This is a genomic window from Ferdinandcohnia sp. SAFN-114, from assembly GCF_059415045.1.
This window is the reverse complement of record NZ_JBPFDQ010000098.1, coordinates 1-20175: the sequence shown is the minus strand read 5'-3', so window position 1 is coordinate 20175 and position 20175 is coordinate 1. Positions and strand designations below refer to the sequence as shown.

At 37.5% G+C, this 20175-nt stretch carries 18 protein-coding genes; all 18 read left to right on the top strand.

Annotated features, from left to right (window positions below; translation table 11 throughout):
* Positions 1 to 154 precede the first annotated feature (154 nt).
* The 18 genes from mraZ to ftsZ all read left to right on the top strand — a co-directional run bounded on the left by mraZ (position 155) and on the right by ftsZ (position 19938).
* Positions 155 to 586: a division/cell wall cluster transcriptional repressor MraZ gene (gene mraZ, locus ACR65M_RS22800; RefSeq protein WP_121449086.1), complete on the top strand. Its 432-nt coding sequence runs from the start codon at positions 155 to 157 to the stop codon at positions 584 to 586.
* 290 nt (positions 587 to 876) lie between these two features.
* Positions 877 to 1809: a 16S rRNA (cytosine(1402)-N(4))-methyltransferase RsmH gene (rsmH, locus tag ACR65M_RS22795; RefSeq protein WP_440274507.1), complete on the top strand. Its 933-nt coding sequence runs from the start codon at positions 877 to 879 to the stop codon at positions 1807 to 1809.
* Between the two features lie 52 nt (positions 1810 to 1861).
* Positions 1862 to 2224 (top strand): cell division protein FtsL, encoded by a 363-nt coding sequence (gene ftsL, locus ACR65M_RS22790; RefSeq protein WP_341331970.1) that lies wholly within the window; start codon positions 1862 to 1864, stop codon positions 2222 to 2224.
* 2 nt (positions 2225 to 2226) lie between these two features.
* A complete protein-coding gene (locus ACR65M_RS22785; protein ID WP_440274506.1) occupies positions 2227 to 4434 on the top strand; it encodes a penicillin-binding protein in 2208 nt (735 codons plus the stop codon).
* A 180-nt stretch (positions 4435 to 4614) separates the two neighbouring features.
* A complete protein-coding gene (locus ACR65M_RS22780) occupies positions 4615 to 6570 on the top strand; it encodes a stage V sporulation protein D (RefSeq protein ID WP_341331968.1) in 1956 nt (651 codons plus the stop codon).
* A gap of 209 nt (positions 6571 to 6779) precedes the next feature.
* Positions 6780 to 8243 carry a UDP-N-acetylmuramoyl-L-alanyl-D-glutamate--2,6-diaminopimelate ligase gene (locus ACR65M_RS22775; RefSeq protein ID WP_341333548.1) on the top strand — a complete coding sequence of 488 codons (1464 nt, stop codon included), beginning with the start codon at positions 6780 to 6782 and terminating at the stop codon, positions 8241 to 8243.
* A complete protein-coding gene (locus ACR65M_RS22770) occupies positions 8244 to 8690 on the top strand; it encodes a hypothetical protein (protein ID WP_341331967.1) in 447 nt (148 codons plus the stop codon).
* Positions 8691 to 8692: 2 nt separating this feature from the next.
* Positions 8693 to 9667, top strand: coding sequence for a phospho-N-acetylmuramoyl-pentapeptide-transferase (gene mraY, locus ACR65M_RS22765; RefSeq protein ID WP_341331966.1), 975 nt, complete (start codon positions 8693 to 8695; stop codon positions 9665 to 9667).
* Entirely contained in the window at positions 9668 to 11017 is a 1350-nt protein-coding gene (murD, locus tag ACR65M_RS22760) for a UDP-N-acetylmuramoyl-L-alanine--D-glutamate ligase (RefSeq protein WP_341331965.1), read from the top strand.
* A 174-nt stretch (positions 11018 to 11191) separates the two neighbouring features.
* Complete coding sequence (spoVE, locus tag ACR65M_RS22755) at positions 11192 to 12292, top strand: stage V sporulation protein E (protein ID WP_304215876.1); 1101 nt, start codon at positions 11192 to 11194, stop codon at positions 12290 to 12292.
* A 108-nt stretch (positions 12293 to 12400) separates the two neighbouring features.
* A complete protein-coding gene (murG, locus tag ACR65M_RS22750; RefSeq protein WP_440274505.1) occupies positions 12401 to 13489 on the top strand; it encodes an undecaprenyldiphospho-muramoylpentapeptide beta-N-acetylglucosaminyltransferase in 1089 nt (362 codons plus the stop codon).
* Between the two features lie 82 nt (positions 13490 to 13571).
* The gene (gene murB / locus ACR65M_RS22745; RefSeq protein WP_440274504.1) at positions 13572 to 14480 is read left to right on the top strand and encodes a UDP-N-acetylmuramate dehydrogenase; all 909 of its coding nucleotides are present in this window, start codon (positions 13572 to 13574) and stop codon (positions 14478 to 14480) included.
* A 202-nt stretch (positions 14481 to 14682) separates the two neighbouring features.
* A complete protein-coding gene (locus ACR65M_RS22740; RefSeq protein ID WP_440274503.1) occupies positions 14683 to 15492 on the top strand; it encodes a cell division protein FtsQ/DivIB in 810 nt (269 codons plus the stop codon).
* Positions 15482 to 16183 carry a DUF881 domain-containing protein gene (locus ACR65M_RS22735; protein WP_440274508.1) on the top strand — a complete coding sequence of 234 codons (702 nt, stop codon included), beginning with the start codon at positions 15482 to 15484 and terminating at the stop codon, positions 16181 to 16183. The genes ACR65M_RS22740 and ACR65M_RS22735 overlap by 11 nt, the downstream gene beginning before the upstream one ends.
* 35 nt (positions 16184 to 16218) lie before the next feature.
* Entirely contained in the window at positions 16219 to 16929 is a 711-nt protein-coding gene (locus tag ACR65M_RS22730) for a DUF881 domain-containing protein (protein ID WP_341331961.1), read from the top strand.
* Positions 16930 to 16947: 18 nt separating this feature from the next.
* Complete coding sequence (locus ACR65M_RS22725) at positions 16948 to 17310, top strand: small basic family protein (protein ID WP_010282644.1); 363 nt, start codon at positions 16948 to 16950, stop codon at positions 17308 to 17310.
* Positions 17311 to 17439: 129 nt separating this feature from the next.
* Positions 17440 to 18732: a cell division protein FtsA gene (gene ftsA, locus ACR65M_RS22720; RefSeq protein ID WP_341331960.1), complete on the top strand. Its 1293-nt coding sequence runs from the start codon at positions 17440 to 17442 to the stop codon at positions 18730 to 18732.
* Positions 18733 to 18777: 45 nt separating this feature from the next.
* Positions 18778 to 19938 carry a cell division protein FtsZ gene (gene ftsZ, locus ACR65M_RS22715; RefSeq protein ID WP_440274502.1) on the top strand — a complete coding sequence of 387 codons (1161 nt, stop codon included), beginning with the start codon at positions 18778 to 18780 and terminating at the stop codon, positions 19936 to 19938.
* The last annotated feature ends 237 nt before the right edge of the window (positions 19939 to 20175 follow it).

Here is a 20175-nt window from a genome sequence, read left to right as displayed (position 1 = left end):
CTTTAGGGGCTTCGTTGGTAAAGTGCCCTTATAGGGCGAAATCAAAACCGCCCGTTCTACGGGCGGATACTTACTTTGGTAATTTTATATAAAAACCGGTGGTGGAAAGTGGGGGATTGTGGTAAGATAAAGTCAGAAAGTGGGGACAATGGATATGTTCATGGGAGAATACCATCATACTGTTGATACGAAAGGCCGAATGATTATACCTGCTAAGTTTCGAGAAAACCTAGGAGAAACATTTGTTTTAACTAGAGGTTTAGATCAGTGCTTATTCGGTTACCCACAATCAGAATGGAAAATACTTGAGGAAAAATTAAAAACACTCCCACTTACTAAAAAAGACGCCCGTGCGTTCACACGTTTTTTCTTTTCTGGAGCCATTGAATGTGAACTTGATAAACAAGGAAGAGTAAATATTGCATCACCGTTAGTTTCATACGCTGGGCTTGAGAAGGAATGTGTAGTACTTGGAGTATCAAACCGTATTGAAATTTGGAGTAAGGAGAAGTGGGAAGAATATTTTGCTGCTTCCGAAGAATCTTTTTCTGATATAGCTGAAAATATGATCGGTTTTGATATATAACTTTATTCTGTCGGATTCACTTTTTTTATGGTGTGATGAATACTTTATGAGTATAATATTTTGGGAGGATTCAAACCCAGACTGAATAAAGTTATAGCCGCCGGCGGATTCCACGATTTTTCAAAGGTAGTTTTTTGAGAATAAAATCAAAGACTCTGAACGCCACTTCCTATGGCAACGTCTTAGTGACCCTCATCGTACTAAAAAATCGGGTGGCAAATAAGCCAAGGCGCATTTGAATGAACTCTTGTGTACAAAATAAGTGTATTACTGAAATAAGAGGTGCTAACATGTTCAAACACAAAACCGTTCTATTAGAAGAGGCTGCTGATGGATTGAAGATTCGTCCAGATGGAATATACGTAGACTGCACACTTGGTGGTGCAGGACATAGTTCATACATAGCTTCAAAACTTTCAAACAAGGGGAAGCTATATGCTTTTGATCAAGACGATATTGCAATTCAAAACGCAAAGGACAAGCTTGCGGAATATGGTGACATTGTTACCATCATCAAAAGTAATTTTGCCCACTTAACTGAGAAATTACATGAACAAGGTGTAACGGTTGTTGATGGAATTCTGTTTGATTTGGGAGTCTCATCACCACAATTAGACACACCGGAAAGAGGATTTAGCTATCACCACGATGCACCACTTGATATGAGAATGGACCAAAATGCAACTTTGTCGGCTTATGATATTGTCAACAATTGGTCGTATGAGCAAATGGTAAGAATCTTTTTTCAATACGGTGAAGAAAAGTTTTCAAAGCAAATTGCTAGAAAAATAGAGGCTGCAAGAGAAAAGAAACACATTGAAACAACTGGAGAATTGGTGGAGTTAATTAAAGAGGGAATTCCTGCTGCGGCTAGAAGGACCGGCGGACATCCAGCAAAAAGAATTTTCCAAGCGATTAGAATTGCAGTAAACGATGAATTAAAGGTATTTGAAGATGCTATTCACCAGTCAATTGAGCTTTTGGCAACAGGTGGGCGAGTCAGTGTCATAACCTTCCACTCACTGGAGGATCGGATTTGTAAGGTTGCCTTTAAAAAGGCAAGTGAAGGTCCACCTCTACCACCAGGAATTCCGATTATACCTGATGAATATAAACCTACATTAAAACTTATCACAAGAAAACCGATATTACCTACAGAGGAAGAATTAGAGGCAAACAAAAGAGCCCGTTCTGCAAAGTTGAGGATTGCAGAGAAACTTTGAGTTTCGCGGCTTCATTAATAATAAATAGAAGAGATACTTAAGGAGGGATATGATGGGTAATTTAGCATACAAAGTTAGACAAACAGAAAACTATCAACCAAATCAGACACCAAGAACACGACCGGAAAGAAGACAGAAATTTCGATTTTCATTAGGAGAAAAGTTATTAGGGATTATATTCTCTGTAGCTGTGGTATTCTGCGCAATTCATATCATATCTAACCAAGTATCTATCTACAATACAAATATCGAAATCCAACAAATCGAAGCATCAATTAATAAACAAACAAAAACAAACAGTGACCTTTATGTACAAGTTCAAGAACTAAGTGAATATGAGCGTTTATGGGAAAAAGCTAGAGAACTCGGACTTGTTTTAAATGAGAATAACGTTAAAGTGGTTCAAGGAAAATAATCATGAAAATAAAGGTTAAAAATAACAATATAAACAGAGGAGCAGCATTTATTAGTATAATATTTGCTTTGCTCTTTTTTACATTGATGGCAAGATTTGTGTATATCCAAGGTACGGGTAAGGTTGATGGTGTTGTATTAGCAGCTTTAGCAGAAGAAAAATATACAAAGCAAAGAGCAATTGAGGCAAAACGAGGAGCTATTTATGACCGCAACGGAAATCCAATTGCTGAGGACACTTCTTCATTTACAGTGGTTGCAATCCTCGATGAAGAACTAACGATAAATGAAGATGATCCTAAACATGTAGTAGATCCTGAAGAAACAGCAAGTAAACTCGCGCCGTTATTAAAAATGGATGAGAATGAAATATATAAAATTTTAACTAAGCCTGATAGAAAACAGGTTGAGTTTGGTACTAATGGTCGAGATATCAGTACCTCGCTTAAGCAAGAAATTGAATCATTAGAATTGCCTGGCATCGCTTTTAGAAGAGAATCAAAACGCTACTATCCCAATGGGACGTTTGCATCACATCTTGTTGGTTATGCCGCTAAAGTAACCGATAATGAAACAAAAAAAACGGATACAGTCGGGAAGATGGGGATTGAAAAAGACCTCGATAAATATCTTCGTGAAGAAGATGGTTATATGAAATTTCAAAGTGATACAAAAGGGTATAAGCTTCCGGACGCAAAAGAACAAATAGTTGCTCCCGATAATGGAAGTAATGTTTATTTAACGATTGACCAAACGATCCAAACTTTCTTAGAGGACGCCATGAACACGGTTGTTAAGGAATATAAGCCTAAAAAAGTGATCGGTGTTGTTGCCAATCCAAAGACTGGTGAAATCTTGGCTATGTCAACAAGACCCAGCTTTGACCCTAATGTTAGAAATATCGAAAATTACTTGAATGATGTAATTGCCTATCCGTATGAACCAGGTTCAACAATGAAAATATTCACGTTAGCAGCAGCGATAGAAGAAGGAGTCTACAACGGGAATGCAAAATTCTCTTCCGGCAGCTACTCTGTGGGTGGAGAAACCATTCGTGACCATAACAGGGTAGGTTGGGGTTCAATTACCTATGACGAAGGTGTGCTAAAATCTTCGAACGTTTCATTTGCAAAAATTGCAAATGAGCAATTAGGTACGGATAAATTATTGGAGTATTTAGGTCGTTTTGGTCTTGATCGACCAACTGGGATTGATTTAGAGGGTGAAGTTGAGAATAAGATAAACTTTAAATGGGAGATCGACAAGGTATCAACAGCATTCGGACAAGCATCCTCTGTTACTCCAATACAGCAGGTTCAGGCCGCAACAGCCATAGCGAATGGCGGAAAGATGATGAAACCATATATTGTTGATAAAATTGTAGACCCTGATACGAATAAAACAATTGTAGACCATGAGCCAAAAGTAGCAGGTCAACCAGTGTCAGCTAAAACCGCTAAGCATGTGTTAGATTTGTTAGGTAAAGTGGTAACGGATGGAACGGGAAGACAATATAACTTAGAAGGTTACCAAGTGGCAGGGAAAACAGGTACTGCTGAAATTCCGAGTCCTCAGGGTGGGTATTTATATGGAAGAGGGAATTATATTTATTCGTTTCTTGGAATGGCCCCACTAGATAACCCGAAACTTGTGGTTTATGTAGCAGTTCAACAACCAGAGCTTAAGGATACCGACATTGGAAACGAACCAGTTGCACTTGTATTCAATCATGTTATGAAAAATAGCCTACAGTATTTAAATATTCAACCAACAAATGAAAGCACAGAAAATAATGTGCATGTAGATCAAGAAATAGAAACTGATTCTTATGCTGGAAAATCAAAAGTAGAGGCACTAGCAACAATTGAAAAGCAAAGCCTTAAAGCGACTGTGATTGGAAATGGAAAGAAGATCATTGCTCAAATCCCAAAACAAGGGGAGAAAGTTTTACCCAATGAACATATTTTCCTTCTTACCGACCAGGATGCAACCCTTCCGGACATGACAGGTTGGTCTTTACGGGATGTCATGATGTTAGCTGATTTAACAAATATCGAAGCATCTTATAGTGGTAATGGTTATGTTATCAAACAAAGCTTAGAGCCTGGATCCATCTTAAAAAATGGAGATAAGCTAACAGTAACCCTTGAAACACCATATGCATCGGGAGAAGATCCTGTTGAAGAAGAGAATAATGACAAGGAACAATAAAGGAACTGATTTTTCAGTTCCCTTTTTTTGTTCCATATTTATAGGTTTATCAACCTTCTGCTCCAGCGTATTTGATTTGTTCTATTCATTCCTGTACAAGCATATATTTAGACGAGCCTTGGATTTTAAAGTGATTTGCACTTTTTAGGGCGCTTACGTTTTAATAGGAGGTACAACAATATGCGTGTTTCGAACGTAACAGTACGAAGAAGGTTGTCAATAGTACTATTTATAGGGTTTTTATTATTTCTGATTATTGATGTTCGATTAGGGTATGTTCAATTTTTTGTAGGAGAAAAGCTAACTGCTCTCGCAAAAGATTCATGGAGCCGTGACATTCCGTTTGAGCCCGAGCGAGGGAAAATTCTCGATCGCAATGATGTAGTTCTCGCCACCAATCAAAGTGCTCCGACTGTTTTAGTTGTTCCTAGACAAATTGAAAACCCTGCTGAAGCAGCAGAAAAACTTGCTGCAGTATTAAATATGTCAAAAGAGAAAGCATTTAAAAAAATTACTCAAAATGAGTCTAAGGTATATATCAATCCTGAGGGCAGAAAAATCTCTCATGAAAAAGCAAATGAAGTCCGTGCTCTTGGGATAAAGGGTGTTTACATAGCAGAAGATTCGAAACGTCATTATCCTTTTGGTAGCTACCTTTCCCATGTATTAGGCTTTGCTGGTATCGATAACCAGGGGTTAACAGGACTAGAAAAAAGTTATGATGAAGAGTTAAAGGGTGAAAAAGGAAGTGTTCAGTTTTATTCTGATGCGAAAGGTAGAAGAATGCCAGATATCGCAGATGATTATACACCTCCGAAGGACGGTTTGGACTTGAGGCTAACGATTGATACGAAAATTCAAACCGTAATTGAAAGGGAACTTGATAATACCGAAGCACAATACAACCCAGATGGAATCATTGCGATTGCAATGAATCCAAATAATGGAGAAATATTAGGAATGTCTTCTAGACCTGATTTCGATCCAGCTAACTTTAGGAACGTCCCACAAGAAGTATATAACCGTAACCTCCCAGTTTGGAGTACGTATGAACCTGGTTCAACTTTTAAGATTATTACACTTGCGGCTTCCTTAGAAGAAGGAAAAGTCAACTTAGAGAATGATCATTTTACGGATCCTGGTTTTGCCAAAGTAGGGGGAGCAACCCTAAAGTGCTGGAAAAGGGGCGGACATGGGCATCAAACCTTCTTAGAGGTTGTACAAAACTCATGTAACCCAGGATTTGTAGAACTAGGCACTAGATTAGGAAAAGATACCTTATTTAAGTATATAAAGAATTTTGGATTTGGACAAAAGACTGGAATTGATCTCCAAGGAGAAGGGACAGGAATTTTATTTAAACCTGAAAATGTCGGTCCTGTCGAGTTGGCTACAACAGCATTCGGTCAAGGGGTAGCTGTAACACCGATTCAGCAGGTCACGGCTGTAGCCGCAGCTGTAAATGGAGGAACCTTGTATAAGCCATATGTGGCTAAAGAATGGGTGGACCCTATAACAGGCAAGGTTGTTAAACGAAATGAGCCTGAAGCCGTAAGGAGTGTCATTTCAGAAGAAACATCCAAACAGGTTCGTTTTGCACTAGAAAATGTTGTTGCCAAAGGTTCTGGTGGTGGAGCTTATGTGGATGGTTATCGTGTAGGTGGTAAAACAGGTACTGCCCAAAAATCGAAAAAAGGTGGAGGTTATTTACAAAATAACCACATCGTATCCTTTATTGGATTTGCACCGGCGGATGACCCACAAATAGTGGTATACATTGCCGTAGATAACCCAAAAGGAACTGTGCAATTCGGTGGAGTAGTAGCAGCGCCAATCGTTGGAAATATTATGCGTGAAAGCTTACCGTTGCTAGGTATTGAAAAGCGTGATAATCAAATTGAAAAAGAGATCAAATTGTGGACTGATAAAAAATATCTTGAAGTTCCTGATGTGATTGGGTTGACAAAACAAGAGCTTCAACAACAATTAATGAATATAAAACTGGATATTAGTGGAGAAGGAAATGTTGTCGTTGACCAAGCTCCAAATGCAGGGGAACGAGTTCAAGAAGGAACAACATTACGAATCCATCTCGGGGAAGCCGCGGATAAAAAAGAATCAAAAGATAAGAATTAAGTAGCCAAAGGATTCCCCTTTAGGCTTCTTTTTTCTGTAAAAAGGAATACCTTTAATATAGAGGAATAAAATTTTTTGTAAGGTGTCCTTTTGTTTAATGTCTAATAGGTAAATAGGGTACTAGACAACATCGTAAGTCTGGAGTAACATGTTAATCTGGTGCCGATTCGACAGAGTAAATCTTTCGAGGGGAAATGGTAAAATTCATGATGAGATTACAAGAATTGTTAGCTAACTTGCATGATTTTACGGAAAAAGGTAGCGCCAACCCACTTATCACATCTCTTGAAATGGATTCAAGGGCGGTAGGAAAGGGAAGTTTATTCTTTTGTGTAGAAGGTAGTACGTATGATGGCCATTTATTTGCAAAGCAAGCGGAAGACCAAGGTGCTGTTGCGATTATTGCCGAAAAAGATGTCCAGGTATCCATTCCGGTTATCAAGGTAAAGAATACCCGAAGAATAATGGCTGTGTTGGCTGACGCTTTTTACCATCACCCGACACATCAACTTCATTTAATTGGTGTTACTGGGACAAATGGTAAAACGTCAATAACTCACATAATTGAGGAGATTTTTAAAGAAGCAGGCCAGAAAATTGGTTTAATCGGAACCATGCATACCAAAATTGGTGAAAAAACCATTGAAATGAAAAATACAACACCAGAATCAGTCATGCTGCAAAAGTATTTTAATCAAATGGTTTCTGAGAAAATAAACACAGCAGTCATGGAGGTTTCCTCACACGCCCTAGATATTGGAAGGGTACATGGATGTGATTTTAATATTGCTGTTTTTTCTAATTTGACTCAGGATCATTTGGATTACCACCAGACAATCGATGAGTATCGAAGGGTAAAAGGTCTATTGTTTACTGGATTAGGTAATCGATTTGACAATGATAATCCAAAATTTGCTGTATTAAATAATGATGACCCTGCTTCACGGGTATATACAAGGTCTACTTCAGCGACCATCATCTCATATGGAATTCATCATTCAGCTGATATTATGGCTTCACATATTCACATGACCGCCTCAGGAACAGAGTTTACGCTAACAACACCGTTTGGTTCTTACGAATTAAAAACGAAATTAATTGGCATGTTTAGTGTTTATAATGTGTTGGCAGCAATCGCTACTTGTATCATTTCGAAAATACCTATTTCAACGATTATTTCTGCAGTTGAAAAGGTAAAAGGTGTTCCCGGACGTTTTGAAATTGTCAACCAAGGGCAAAATTTTACTGTGATTGTGGATTATGCCCATACACCTGATAGTCTTGAAAATGTTTTGAAAACAGTAAAGGAGTTTTCAAAAGGGAAAATCTTTGTCATTATTGGATGTGGTGGGGATCGTGATCGGTCAAAGCGCCCAATTATGGCTAGGATTGCTGCAAAATTTGCGGATATCCCTATTTTCACATCAGATAATCCTCGCTCAGAAGATCCTGTTCAAATCCTAAAGGAGATGGAAGTTGGAGTAATAGGAGAAACATATATCACAATTCCTGATCGTGAAAAAGCAATATTTTATGCTATATCAAATGCGGGTGAGAATGATATAATAATCATTGCTGGCAAAGGACACGAAACTTACCAAATTATTGGGAATGAAATTCATTCGTTTGATGACCGCCTTGTTGCAGCACGTGCAATTAAGGAGTTGAAATAATTGTTATCCAATCAGGATTTATGGATTCTTTTTCAGGAAGCATATGGATTAAAGAGTCAGGACTTTTATTTTGAAGAAGTAATTACTGATCCAAACATTATAACGAAAAAAGGGCTATATATTTCAATTGAACAAGAAAAAAGGGATGAATTATTAAAGCGTGCGCTTTATAATGGTGTGGTTGCAGCAGTTTGGCCCAAGGATGAGAAATTACCGGGATTTCTTCCCAATCATTTCCCTGTATTTGTAGTACCAGAACCATTTCCAGCACTGAAACAAATCCTAGAATTCTATCTAAAAAAAATCGAAGAAAATGGGTATGATCAAATGACAAAATTTAGACTATTTACACATGTAACGGAAGAAATGAAACAAAACAATCCCATAGTGGATGAAATAACAAAGCTTACAAAAAAAGTTGCATTGAATGAAGAAGGGAGGGGATAAGAATGATAGAAGAAGTAGTCATTTACTCAATTGCAATAGGGTTTATAATAAGTGTCATTCTTTCCCCTATTTTTATCCCTTTCTTACGTAGATTAAAATTTGGACAAAGTATACGTGAGGAAGGACCTAAATCCCATCAAAAAAAATCAGGAACACCTACAATGGGTGGTATCATTATTATGGTTTCCATCTTACTTACTACACTATTAGTGTCAAATCGATTAGGTGAACTTTCTGTTACTACATATTTGCTTTTGTTTGTAACACTAGGATATGGGGTACTGGGCTTTTTAGACGACTTTATCAAAGTGGTATTAAAAAGGAATCTCGGTTTGACTTCAAGACAGAAACTGTTTGGTCAAATCCTTATTGCTATCATTTTTTATTTTATTTTCAAACAAAATAATTTTTCAACTGCGATCTCAATACCGGGTACAGATTTTGAATTTGATTTGAAACTTCTTTATGTACTGCTGTTAATTGTATGGTTAGTAGGGTTCTCCAATGCAGTCAACTTAACAGATGGTTTGGATGGATTGGTATCTGGTACAGCGGCAATTGCTTTTGGAGCATTTGCGGTTTTAGCTTGGAATCAGGCACAATATGATGTTGCAATTTTCTGTGTAGCTGTAGTCGGTGCAGTTCTTGGATTCCTCGTATTTAATGCCAACCCTGCTAAGGTATTCATGGGAGATACAGGTTCACTTGCACTTGGTGGAGCAATTGCAACAGTTGCTATCATGCTAAAGCTTGAAATATTATTGATATTAATTGGTGGCGTATTTGTAATAGAGACATTGTCTGTTATTATTCAAGTCATTTCATTTAAAACAACGGGAAGACGTGTTTTTAGAATGAGTCCTTTGCATCACCATTATGAATTAGTAGGATGGTCAGAATGGCGAGTTGTAGTAACATTTTGGACTGTCGGATTATTGTGTGCCATTCTTGGAATCTATATTGAGGTGTGGATTTAATTGAAAAAATCAGAGAAGTTTACTAATAAACATATTTTAATACTTGGACTTGCCAAAAGCGGCTTTGCTGCAGCAAAAGTTCTTCATGAGGTTGGGGCTGTTCTAACGGTTAATGACCAAAAGCCGTATGAAGAAAATGAGGCTGCTCAGGAACTAGAAAAAATGGGAATAAAAGTAGTGTGTGGAGGTCATCCAATTGCCATTTTGGATGATCATTTTGACTTTATTATCAAAAATCCTGGTATTCCATATAGTAATCCTATTATTGATAAGGCAATCAAGAGAGGAATCCCTATTTTAACGGAAGTGGAGTTAGCATACCATATTACCCCAGCAGATTTTATCGGGATTACGGGATCTAATGGGAAAACAACGACCACCACATTGATTTATGAAATGCTCGAAAAAGGAGAAAAATCTCCATTAATTGCAGGAAATATTGGAACTGTTTCTTGCGAGGTTGCACAAGGGGCAACAAAAGAAAATATTATAGTGACTGAGCTTTCATCTTTTCAATTAATGGGAATTGCAGATTTTGCTCCTAGAATTGCAGTGCTGTTAAATATTTTTGATGCCCATCTTGATTACCATGGAACAAAGGAAGAGTACATCAAAGCAAAGGCGAGAATTTTTGAAAATCAAACAGAAGCTGATTATTGTGTCATCAATATAGATGACAAAGATGTCATGTTTGCAGCCGAAAATGTTAGAAGTAAGAGAGTTCAATTTTCAACCACGAAAATATTACAAGAAGGCGCGTATATAAAAGATCAGGCGATTTATTTTAATGATGAGAAAATCATTGAAATTAAAGATATTGTTTTACCAGGTGTTCATAATCTCGAAAATATCTTGGCTGCAGTTGCGGTTGCTAAGCTCGTATCAACACCTAATCGTGCCATTAACGAGGTTTTAACAAGCTTTACAGGTGTTAAACACCGCCTCCAGTATGTAACTACTGTTGAAAATCGCAAATTTTATAATGATTCAAAAGCGACAAATATTCTTGCTACAAAGAAGGCGATTTCTGCCTTTGAGCAGCCAGTAATTTTGTTGGCAGGTGGACTAGACCGTGGAAATGAATTTGATGAACTTGTAGATGAACTAACACGTGTGAAAGCGTTGGTTCTATTTGGTCAAACAGCTAAAAAGCTTGAAAGAGCTGGCCAACTTGCTGGAATAGAAATCGTAAAAACTGTCGATAATGTTGAAGCAGCGGTAAAAGTAGCTTATGATCTTTCAAATGAGGGTGATGTCATCTTATTATCACCTGCATGTGCTAGCTGGGATCAACATAAAACATTTGAAGAAAGAGGAGACATTTTTATAAACGCCGTGCATAAGCTTTAGTAAGGGCTTGGACAATCTAGATTAATCTAGCTCCAGCGCCTAGCCCCTCGAGGTTATAAGCCAAATCACTCCAGAAATCAGGATTTCCTGCGTGATTCGTCTTATGCTTGTCGGGGCTAATCAAGGCGCTTGCGCTTTTTCCTTGCTCTGAATCTAGAATGTAGAGGTGTTTTGATTGTGACCCAGAGAACGACCCCGGATATCATTTTAATTATTACAACACTTACACTTTTAGCAGTTGGATTAATTATGGTGTACAGTGCCAGTGCAATATGGGCTACATATAAATTCGATGATTCGTTTTTCTTTGCTAAAAGACAATTATTATTTGCAAGTGTTGGTGTCATTGCGATGTTTTTCATCATGAATGTAGACTATTGGACTTGGAGAACCTGGGCAAAAGTGCTAATCATAATTTGTTTTGTTTTATTGGTTGCTGTACTAATCCCTGGAATTGGAATGGAGCGCAATGGTTCTCAAAGTTGGATTGGCGTTGGAGCATTTTCAATTCAACCATCAGAATTTATGAAATTAGCAATGATTGCGTTTTTGGCAAAATTTCTATCTGAGAATCAAAAGAAAATTACTTCCTTTAAAAAAGGTTTAATGCCATCACTGGGGCTTGTTTTTCTGGCTTTTGGTATGATTATGCTACAGCCTGATTTAGGAACGGGAACAGTAATGGTTGGAACATGTGTTGTGATGATCTATGTTGCGGGGGCAAGAATCTCCCATTTTGTAGGACTGGGCTTAATTGGAGTAGCGGGGTTTGTTGCCTTAATTTTATCGGCTCCATATCGAATAAAAAGGATTACATCCTTTTTAGACCCATGGGAAGACCCATTAGGTACTGGGTTTCAAATCATTCAATCTCTTTATGCAATTGGACCTGGAGGCTTATTCGGTTTAGGCTTGGGGCAAAGTCGACAGAAATTTTTCTACTTGCCAGAACCTCAGACTGACTTCATTTTTGCCATTCTGGCAGAAGAGTTAGGCTTTATCGGTGGTTCGTTTGTCATCATATTATTTAGTATTCTACTTTGGAGAGGCGTACGGATTGCTTTAGGTGCACCTGATTTATATGGAAGTTTCCTAGGAATCGGAATAATTGGAATGATTGCGATTCAAGTAATAATAAATATCGGAGTTGTAACTGGTCTCATGCCAGTAACGGGAATAACACTTCCCTTCTTAAGCTATGGAGGGTCTTCGTTAACCTTAATGCTGATGGCAGTCGGCGTCCTTTTAAATATTAGTAGGTATTCAAGGTATTAACCCAAAACATATGAATATATGTTATACTTAGAAAAGAGATTAACCCTGTTTACTTGAACAGGGTTAATCTAATTTTACGATAAACTTCCAAAAACGGGAGGAGTTTCCTTGAAAATAGTTGTTAGTGGTGGTGGAACAGGAGGGCATATTTATCCTGCGCTTGCCTTAATTAAAGAGATAAAAAAACTTAATCCTTCAGCCGAATTTCTCTATATTGGCACAGAAAAAGGGTTGGAAAGCAATATTGTAACACGTGAGGGGATCCCATTTAAAACAATCCATATCACTGGGTTCAAACGAAAGCTTTCTTTTGAAAATATTAAAACTATTACTCGGTTCCTAAAAGGTGTCCAAGATAGTAAGAAGTTTATAAAAGAATTTAAACCAGATGTTGTAATAGGTACAGGCGGTTATGTATGTGGACCTGTTGTTTACGCAGCATCAAAATTACATATACCAACAATCATTCATGAACAAAATAGCATACCAGGCCTTACAAATAAATTTTTAAGCCGATATGTTGACAAAGTGGCAATCTGCTTTGAAGAAGCAGGTCAATTTTTCCCTAAAGAAAAAGTAATCCTTACAGGAAACCCAAGGGCGTCTGAGGTAATTGATAAAGATGGAAGTAAAGGGAGAGAATCTGTTGGTCTGAATAGTTCCCAAAAATCTGTTTTACTGGTTGGTGGAAGTAGAGGTGCCAAGCCGCTTAACGATGCATTTTTGAGTGCTTTATCTGAAGTAAAGGAAAAGAATTATCAATTTCTCTATGTTACAGGTGAGGTTCATTATGAAAATGTACTTAATCGGGTAAAAGCGGTTGGAAATCCAGATAATGTAATCATCAAACCGTTTATTCACAATATGCCAGATGTTCTAGCAGGTGTTAACCTCGTTGTAGCTAGAGCAGGTGCGACAACCTTAGCTGAACTAACTGCATTAGGACTACCAAGCATTTTAGTACCAAGCCCATATGTAACAAATAACCATCAAGAGAAAAATGCAAGATCCCTAAGCGATAAGGGGGCAGCCATTTTGAGACTTGAAAGAGACCTTACAGGTTCTCAGTTAATTAAGGACATTGACTCAATTCTTTTAAACCCCATAAAACTTGAGGAAATGAAAAAAGCTTCTTCAGAAATTGGGATACCAGATGCTGCAAGTCGTCTTTACAATGTAATGAATGATCTAATTTAGGCGAATGTACCATGAAAGCAACAATGAGCATATACTACAGTAATGTCTGTTCTGTGTCGAGATACAGATGAAGGAGGTAATCATGGAAAATATAGTAAAAGAACTTCAAGAGTCGAATGTTGGAAAGGTTATAGAGAATGAACCTTTATCTAAGCATACAACCATCAAGATTGGTGGTCCGGCAGATTTATTTATCGAACCAAATAGTATAGAATCCTTAAAAAAGACCCTTGAAATAATAAAAAAACACGGAATTAAATGGCGGGCGATCGGAAGAGGTTCAAATCTCCTAGTTTCTGATAAAGGTATTGAAGGGGCAGTTATTAAACTAGGCAATGGTATTAATCATATGGACTTACAAGGTACAACATTAACCGTGGGTGCTGGTTACTCAATCGTAAGTCTTGCTGTACAAATTGCAAAAAAAGGATTGTCAGGACTTGAATTTTCAAGTGGTATTCCTGGTTCCATCGGTGGTGCAGTCTATATGAACGCTGGGGCACATGGGTCTGATATCTCCAAAATATTAACTAAGGCACATATTTTATTCGATGACGGTAGTCTGGAATGGCTTTCAAATGAGGATATGGAATATTCCTACCGTACCTCGATCCTTCAAAAGAAACGACCTGGAATTGTAGTAGAGGCAACGTTTCAATTAACTGAAGGGGATAAAGCGGATATTTCGGCAGTCATGAAAAAAAATAAAGACTATCGAAGGAATACACAACCATGGGATCTCCCTTGTGCTGGAAGTATTTTCCGAAATCCACTTCCGCATTATGCAGGACAATTAGTAGAAAAATCAGGTTTGAAAGGCTACACCATTGGCGGAGCAAAAATATCCGAAATGCATGGTAATTTTATTGTGAATGCCGGAAATGCAAAAGCGCAGGATGTTCTTGATCTCATTCAATTCGTAAAGGAGAAAATCTATACTTTACACGGTGTGCGGATGGAAACAGAAGTTGAAATAATTGGTCGAATCTAGACAGATTCTACACCCATTTCTTAGGAAAATATGATATAATACAATAACATGTATGTGTTACTGTATAAGTTTCTAAACGGCATGTATACATGCCGTTTATTCTTTCGTTCAAAGGATTTTTACACTGCATGTTTTCGCCTATATAAAATGGACATGTTGTTATATTAAGATGATTACAGGAGATTTTCGATTCGCGGGGTGAATGTATTTGGCAAAGCAAAAGGTTGTTACAATAGAAGACCGAATTCCAAAGCTTAAGCAAAGAAGAAAACAAAAAGCTAATCGTCGTTTGATTATGTACATAACCTTTTTCTTTTTATTGCTTTCCGGAATTCTTTATTTCCAATCTCCTTTAAGTAAAATCGGTGAGATCACTATTACAGGCAACCAAAATATCACATCCGAACAAATTTCAAAGCTAAGCAAATTGAATGTTGGGACAAGCTTTTGGAAGGTTAATCAGGATGAAGTTAAACAAAATATAAAAAAACACCCTGAAATTAAGGACGTTACGATTCAAAAGCAATTTCCCAATAATATAAAGATAAATGTCAGTGAGCTAAAAAGGGTAGGATATATAAGTGGTCATAATACTTTTTACCCAATCCTTGAAAATGGGAAGATTATTGAGAATGCCCAAAAATTTGGTTCAAAAGCGATCCCAGTGGACGCGCCAATTTTAATTGACTGGGATGATGAAGCATTAAAGTTGCTTACAAAGGAACTGAATAAAATCCAACCCTCAATTTCAAAGCTTATTTCTGAAATTCACCATACTCCTACAGAATATGATCCTCTTCAGATGACCCTTTACATGATTGATGGTTATGAAGTAAAAGCTACTGTACGAAATTTCGCGAAGAATATTACAGCATATCCTACAATTGTCAGTGAATTGGATCCATCACTAAATGGATATATTGAACTAGATGTAGTACCAACGTTTATTCCATACGAACAAGAGAGCACCAGTGAAGAAGGAGAGATGGTAACAGATGAAAGTGAAGGGTAAGCATGTGGTTCTTTCATTTGTTTGCTTAGTCCTTGGCTTTATGATTTCATTCTCGTACCAATTTACAAAAGAACAAATGGAATCAAGTCATGTCACTGAACAACAATGGAATGAAGAGACAAAAATACGAACGGAATTGAATGAACAAAATGAAAAAAATAATGAGCTTCAACTGAAGCTCATTGAGAAACAAAATCAAATCCAAGTAATCGAAGAAGATCTTGCCAAAGAGGAACAGGAACAAATTTACTATAATCTTGTTGAAGAAGTAGAAAAATATCGGATGGTCGTTGGTGAAATTGGTGTAAAAGGCCCAGGAGTTTCAGTTACACTTGAAGATTCCTCTTACGTTCCATCAGGACAAGATGTTAATAATTACCTAGTGCATGAGAGTCATTTATTTAAGGTAATTAACGAACTTTATGTATCTGGTGCCCAAGCGGTTTCTGTAAATGGAAAACGACTTAGTCATGATTCGTATTTATACTGTAATGGACCAGTTGTAGTGGTTGATGGCAAACCATATCCGGCACCATTTGTGATCACAGCAATTGGTGATCCCGATGTCCTCATACCGGCTCTAAATATGAATGGTGGAATTACAGACCAATTGATTCAAGATAATATAGTCGTGAAAATTGAGAACAAAACACAAATTCAAATGGACCCATTACTTAAAGCGAATGAATAAACCGGATGTTTGATAAAGAAGGCTAGGTGGTTTTCTTGGACAAAAAAACAGGAATTAGCTTCACTGTGATTACGTGTATAATTGGTTTTATGGTTGCTGTCCAATTCCAAACCATTAAAGAACCTGAAGTGCGAGATACACGTGATTTATGGCAATTGCGTGAGGATTTAAAGCAATCACAAGAATTATATACAGAATTATTAACAAAAATTTATACATATGAAGCAAAGTTGGAACAATACAAGAATCAACGAGATGACAGTAAAATGCTTATTCTTAAAGATACGCTTGATGAATTAAAGAAACAGGCGGGACTTACTCAAGTATCAGGTCCTGGGCTTACGATTACAGTTGAGCAATCGTTCAATGAAGCAGGAAGACAAGCAACAACTATTTCTCCGAGTTTGTTGAGATGGCTAGTGAATGAATTGAATTCTTATCAGGCAAAGGCGATTTCAATTGACGGCCACCGTGTTATTACGACAACGGTCATACGAGAAATTCAAGGAAGACCGAAAATTGATTCGTATTCTCTAAATCCATTACCAATTGAAATAAAAGTTATAGCAGACGATGCTGAAAGACTTTATAACAAGCTAAAAGCATCAGAAGCAGAGCGTCAATTCTTTATTGATAACCTGCGATTAAAAATATCAAAGCCAAGTAAAGTTGTAACAATTCCTGCATTTGATGACCCAATTAGGATTACAGAAATGCAACCTAATATGGAACCAGATAAAAAGTGATAAAGGTGGAACATAGTCATGTGGCTTCCAATTTTCGGTCTAATAGTCGGAATCATCCTCGGACTGTTATCGGAGTTCAAAATTCCAGCAGAGTATTCGAATTATTTATCGATTGCCGTTTTAGCAGCTCTTGATACTTTGTTTGGTGGGATTCGTGCCCATCTACAAAATATTTATGATCAGTCCGTATTTGTTTCTGGTTTCTTTTTTAATATCTTATTGGCAGCAAGTTTAGCTTTTCTAGGTGTGCATCTTGGTGTAGACTTGTACTTGGTAGCCGTTTTCGCATTTGGAGTAAGGCTATTCCAAAATATTGCGGTGATCCGACGAATTATTTTATCCAAATGGAGCCTTTCTCGTGATAAAATAGAAAAAAATTGATTTTTATAAAGGGAAAACCCCTATGGTTGTTGAATATTTTTCATATACAAAAATTATTATGAAAAATGTCAATTGTTGTTCGAAAAATGTTATAAGAAATGTGTTATGTAAAAAAGGAGGTGCCACAGAATGAACAGCAATGAAATATGTGTTAGTCTTGACATCGGTACATCCAATGTTAAGGTTATCATCGGTGAGATGGTTGATGATTCTCTTAACATAATAGGTGTGGGTAATGTTAAATCAGAAGGTTTGAAAAAAGGTTCAATTGTAGACATAGATGAAACCGTTCATTCTATTAAGAAGGCAGTTGAGCAAGCAGAAAGAATGGTAGGCATTTCTATTAATCAAGTAGTTGTATCCGTCCCTGCTATCAATGTTCAGTTACAGGATGCACATGGAGTAGTGGCAGTTTCTACAGAATCTCGTCAAAATCGCGAAATAAGCAATGAAGATGTCCTACGTGTAATCGATGCCGCACAATTTATTTCTCTACCACCAGAAAGAGAAATTATCGATATGATTCCAAAACAATTTATTGTAGATGGATATGATGAAATTAGTGATCCACGTGGTATGTTAGGTGTTAGGCTTGAAGTAGAGGGAACTATTATTACAACTTCACGTACGATTTTACATAACCTGCTGCGTTGTGTAGAAAAAGCAGGACTTGATATTACCGCAATTTCCTTACAACCTCTAGCATCAGGTTCAATTTCCTTATCTGATGATGAGAAAAACTTAGGGGTTGCTCTCGTGGATATTGGAGGAGGTTCTACAACTATTGCACTCTTCAAAAATGGTCATTTAAAAACAACAAGTGTTCTACCTGTTGGTGGGGACCATATTACGAAGGATTTAGCAATTGGCTTACGAACATCTACTGAAGATGCTGAGAAAATCAAAATTAAACATGGACATGCCTTTTACGACGATGCTTCTGATGAAGAAGTATTTGATGTTCCAATTATTGGCAGTGATCAACATGAAAGATTTACCCAATTACAAATTTCTGAAATTATCGAAGCTAGATTAGAAGAAATTTTACAATTAGCACAAAAAGAAATTAAGAAAATGGGTGTAGGAGATCTTCCTGGTGGCTTCGTTCTTACAGGTGGTGTAGCAAATATGCCTGGAGTATTAGAGTTATCTCAAATTGTGTTACGAAACAATGTTAGAATTGCAAAGCCAGACTATATTGGTGTTAGAGAACCTCAATACGCAACAGGTGTAGGGCTGTTACAGTTCGCATATGAGCAAGCAAGAATCCAAGGAAGAAAAATAAGCACCACTGTCCAGGTGGAAAATCCTGAGAAAAGACCTGCTAGACAGCCTCAAGCGAAAAGTCACCCTAAAAACTCAAAAGAAGAGCAAAATATCGGGAAAAAAGTTAAAAGGTTTTTCGGTCTCTTCTTTGAATAGTCAGTTTAAAAGAGAAGTATATTTGCAAATTAGGAGGATCTTATAATGTTAGAGTTTGATACAAACGTTGATCAATTAGCTACTATAAAAGTAATCGGTGTAGGTGGCGGTGGAAATAACGCGGTTAACCGAATGATTGAACATGGTGTTCAAGGCGTGGAGTTTATCGCAGTTAATACAGATGCCCAAGCCTTAAATCTTTCAAAAGCTGAAATAAAAATGCAAATCGGTGGGAAATTAACTCGCGGTTTAGGTGCCGGAGCCAATCCGGAAGTAGGAAAGAAAGCTGCGGAAGAGAGCAGAGAACAAATCGAAGAAGCTCTCAAAGGAGCCGATATGGTATTTGTTACTGCAGGTATGGGTGGTGGAACAGGTACAGGAGCTGCACCTGTAATTGCCCAAATTTCAAAAGATTTAGGTGCTCTAACAGTAGGTGTAGTAACTAGACCATTCACTTTTGAAGGTAGAAAGCGTCAAACGCAAGCTGCCGGCGGTATTAGTGCAATGAAAGAATCAGTTGACACGCTGATTGTCATTCCGAACGACCGTCTCCTAGAAATTGTTGATAAAAATACGCCAATGCTTGAAGCATTCCGTGAAGCAGACAATGTGTTGCGTCAGGGGGTACAGGGTATTTCTGACTTAATCGCTGTACCAGGGTTAATCAACCTTGACTTTGCTGACGTAAAAACAATTATGTCTAATAGAGGTTCTGCTCTTATGGGTATTGGTGTAGCAACAGGTGAAAACCGCGCTGCTGAAGCTGCAAAGAAGGCTATATCAAGTCCATTGCTTGAAACATCAATTGATGGTGCACAAGGTGTCCTTATGAATATTACAGGTGGTACAAACCTAAGTCTTTATGAGGTACAAGAGGCCGCAGATATTGTTGCATCAGCTTCAGATCAGGAAGTTAACATGATTTTTGGATCTGTAATTAATGAAAATCTAAAAGAAGAAATCGTCGTGACTGTTATTGCTACTGGTTTTACAGAAGCTGAAGTAAATCCAACACGTCCAGTTCGTCCTTCACTTAGTACTAAACCACAAGCACAAGCACAACCTCAACCACAGGTTCAGGTTTCGCCAAGAAGAGAGATTAGACGTGAGGAGCCGGTTCAGGAAATAAATACACGTAGTGCAGTTCATGTAGAAGAAGAAATTGATGTACCAACATTCCTACGTAACCGTAATAGAAGAGGATAAAAAGAAAAGCCCCAAGGCGCATACCTATCGGCAACAAGTATAAGAACAGTGCTGACAGAAGGCACTTTTTGCAGCCTTCAGAAGCGATGGGCTTTGACCTAGAACCAGACAATAAAAAGGACTTCATAAATATTTAAAAAGGCATTCGACAATTTAGTTGTGATATGCTCCCCTAAAGGTAGACAGATGAAATAAAAAATCTGTTTCCTTTGGGGGAGTATTTTTGTATGGCTAAAA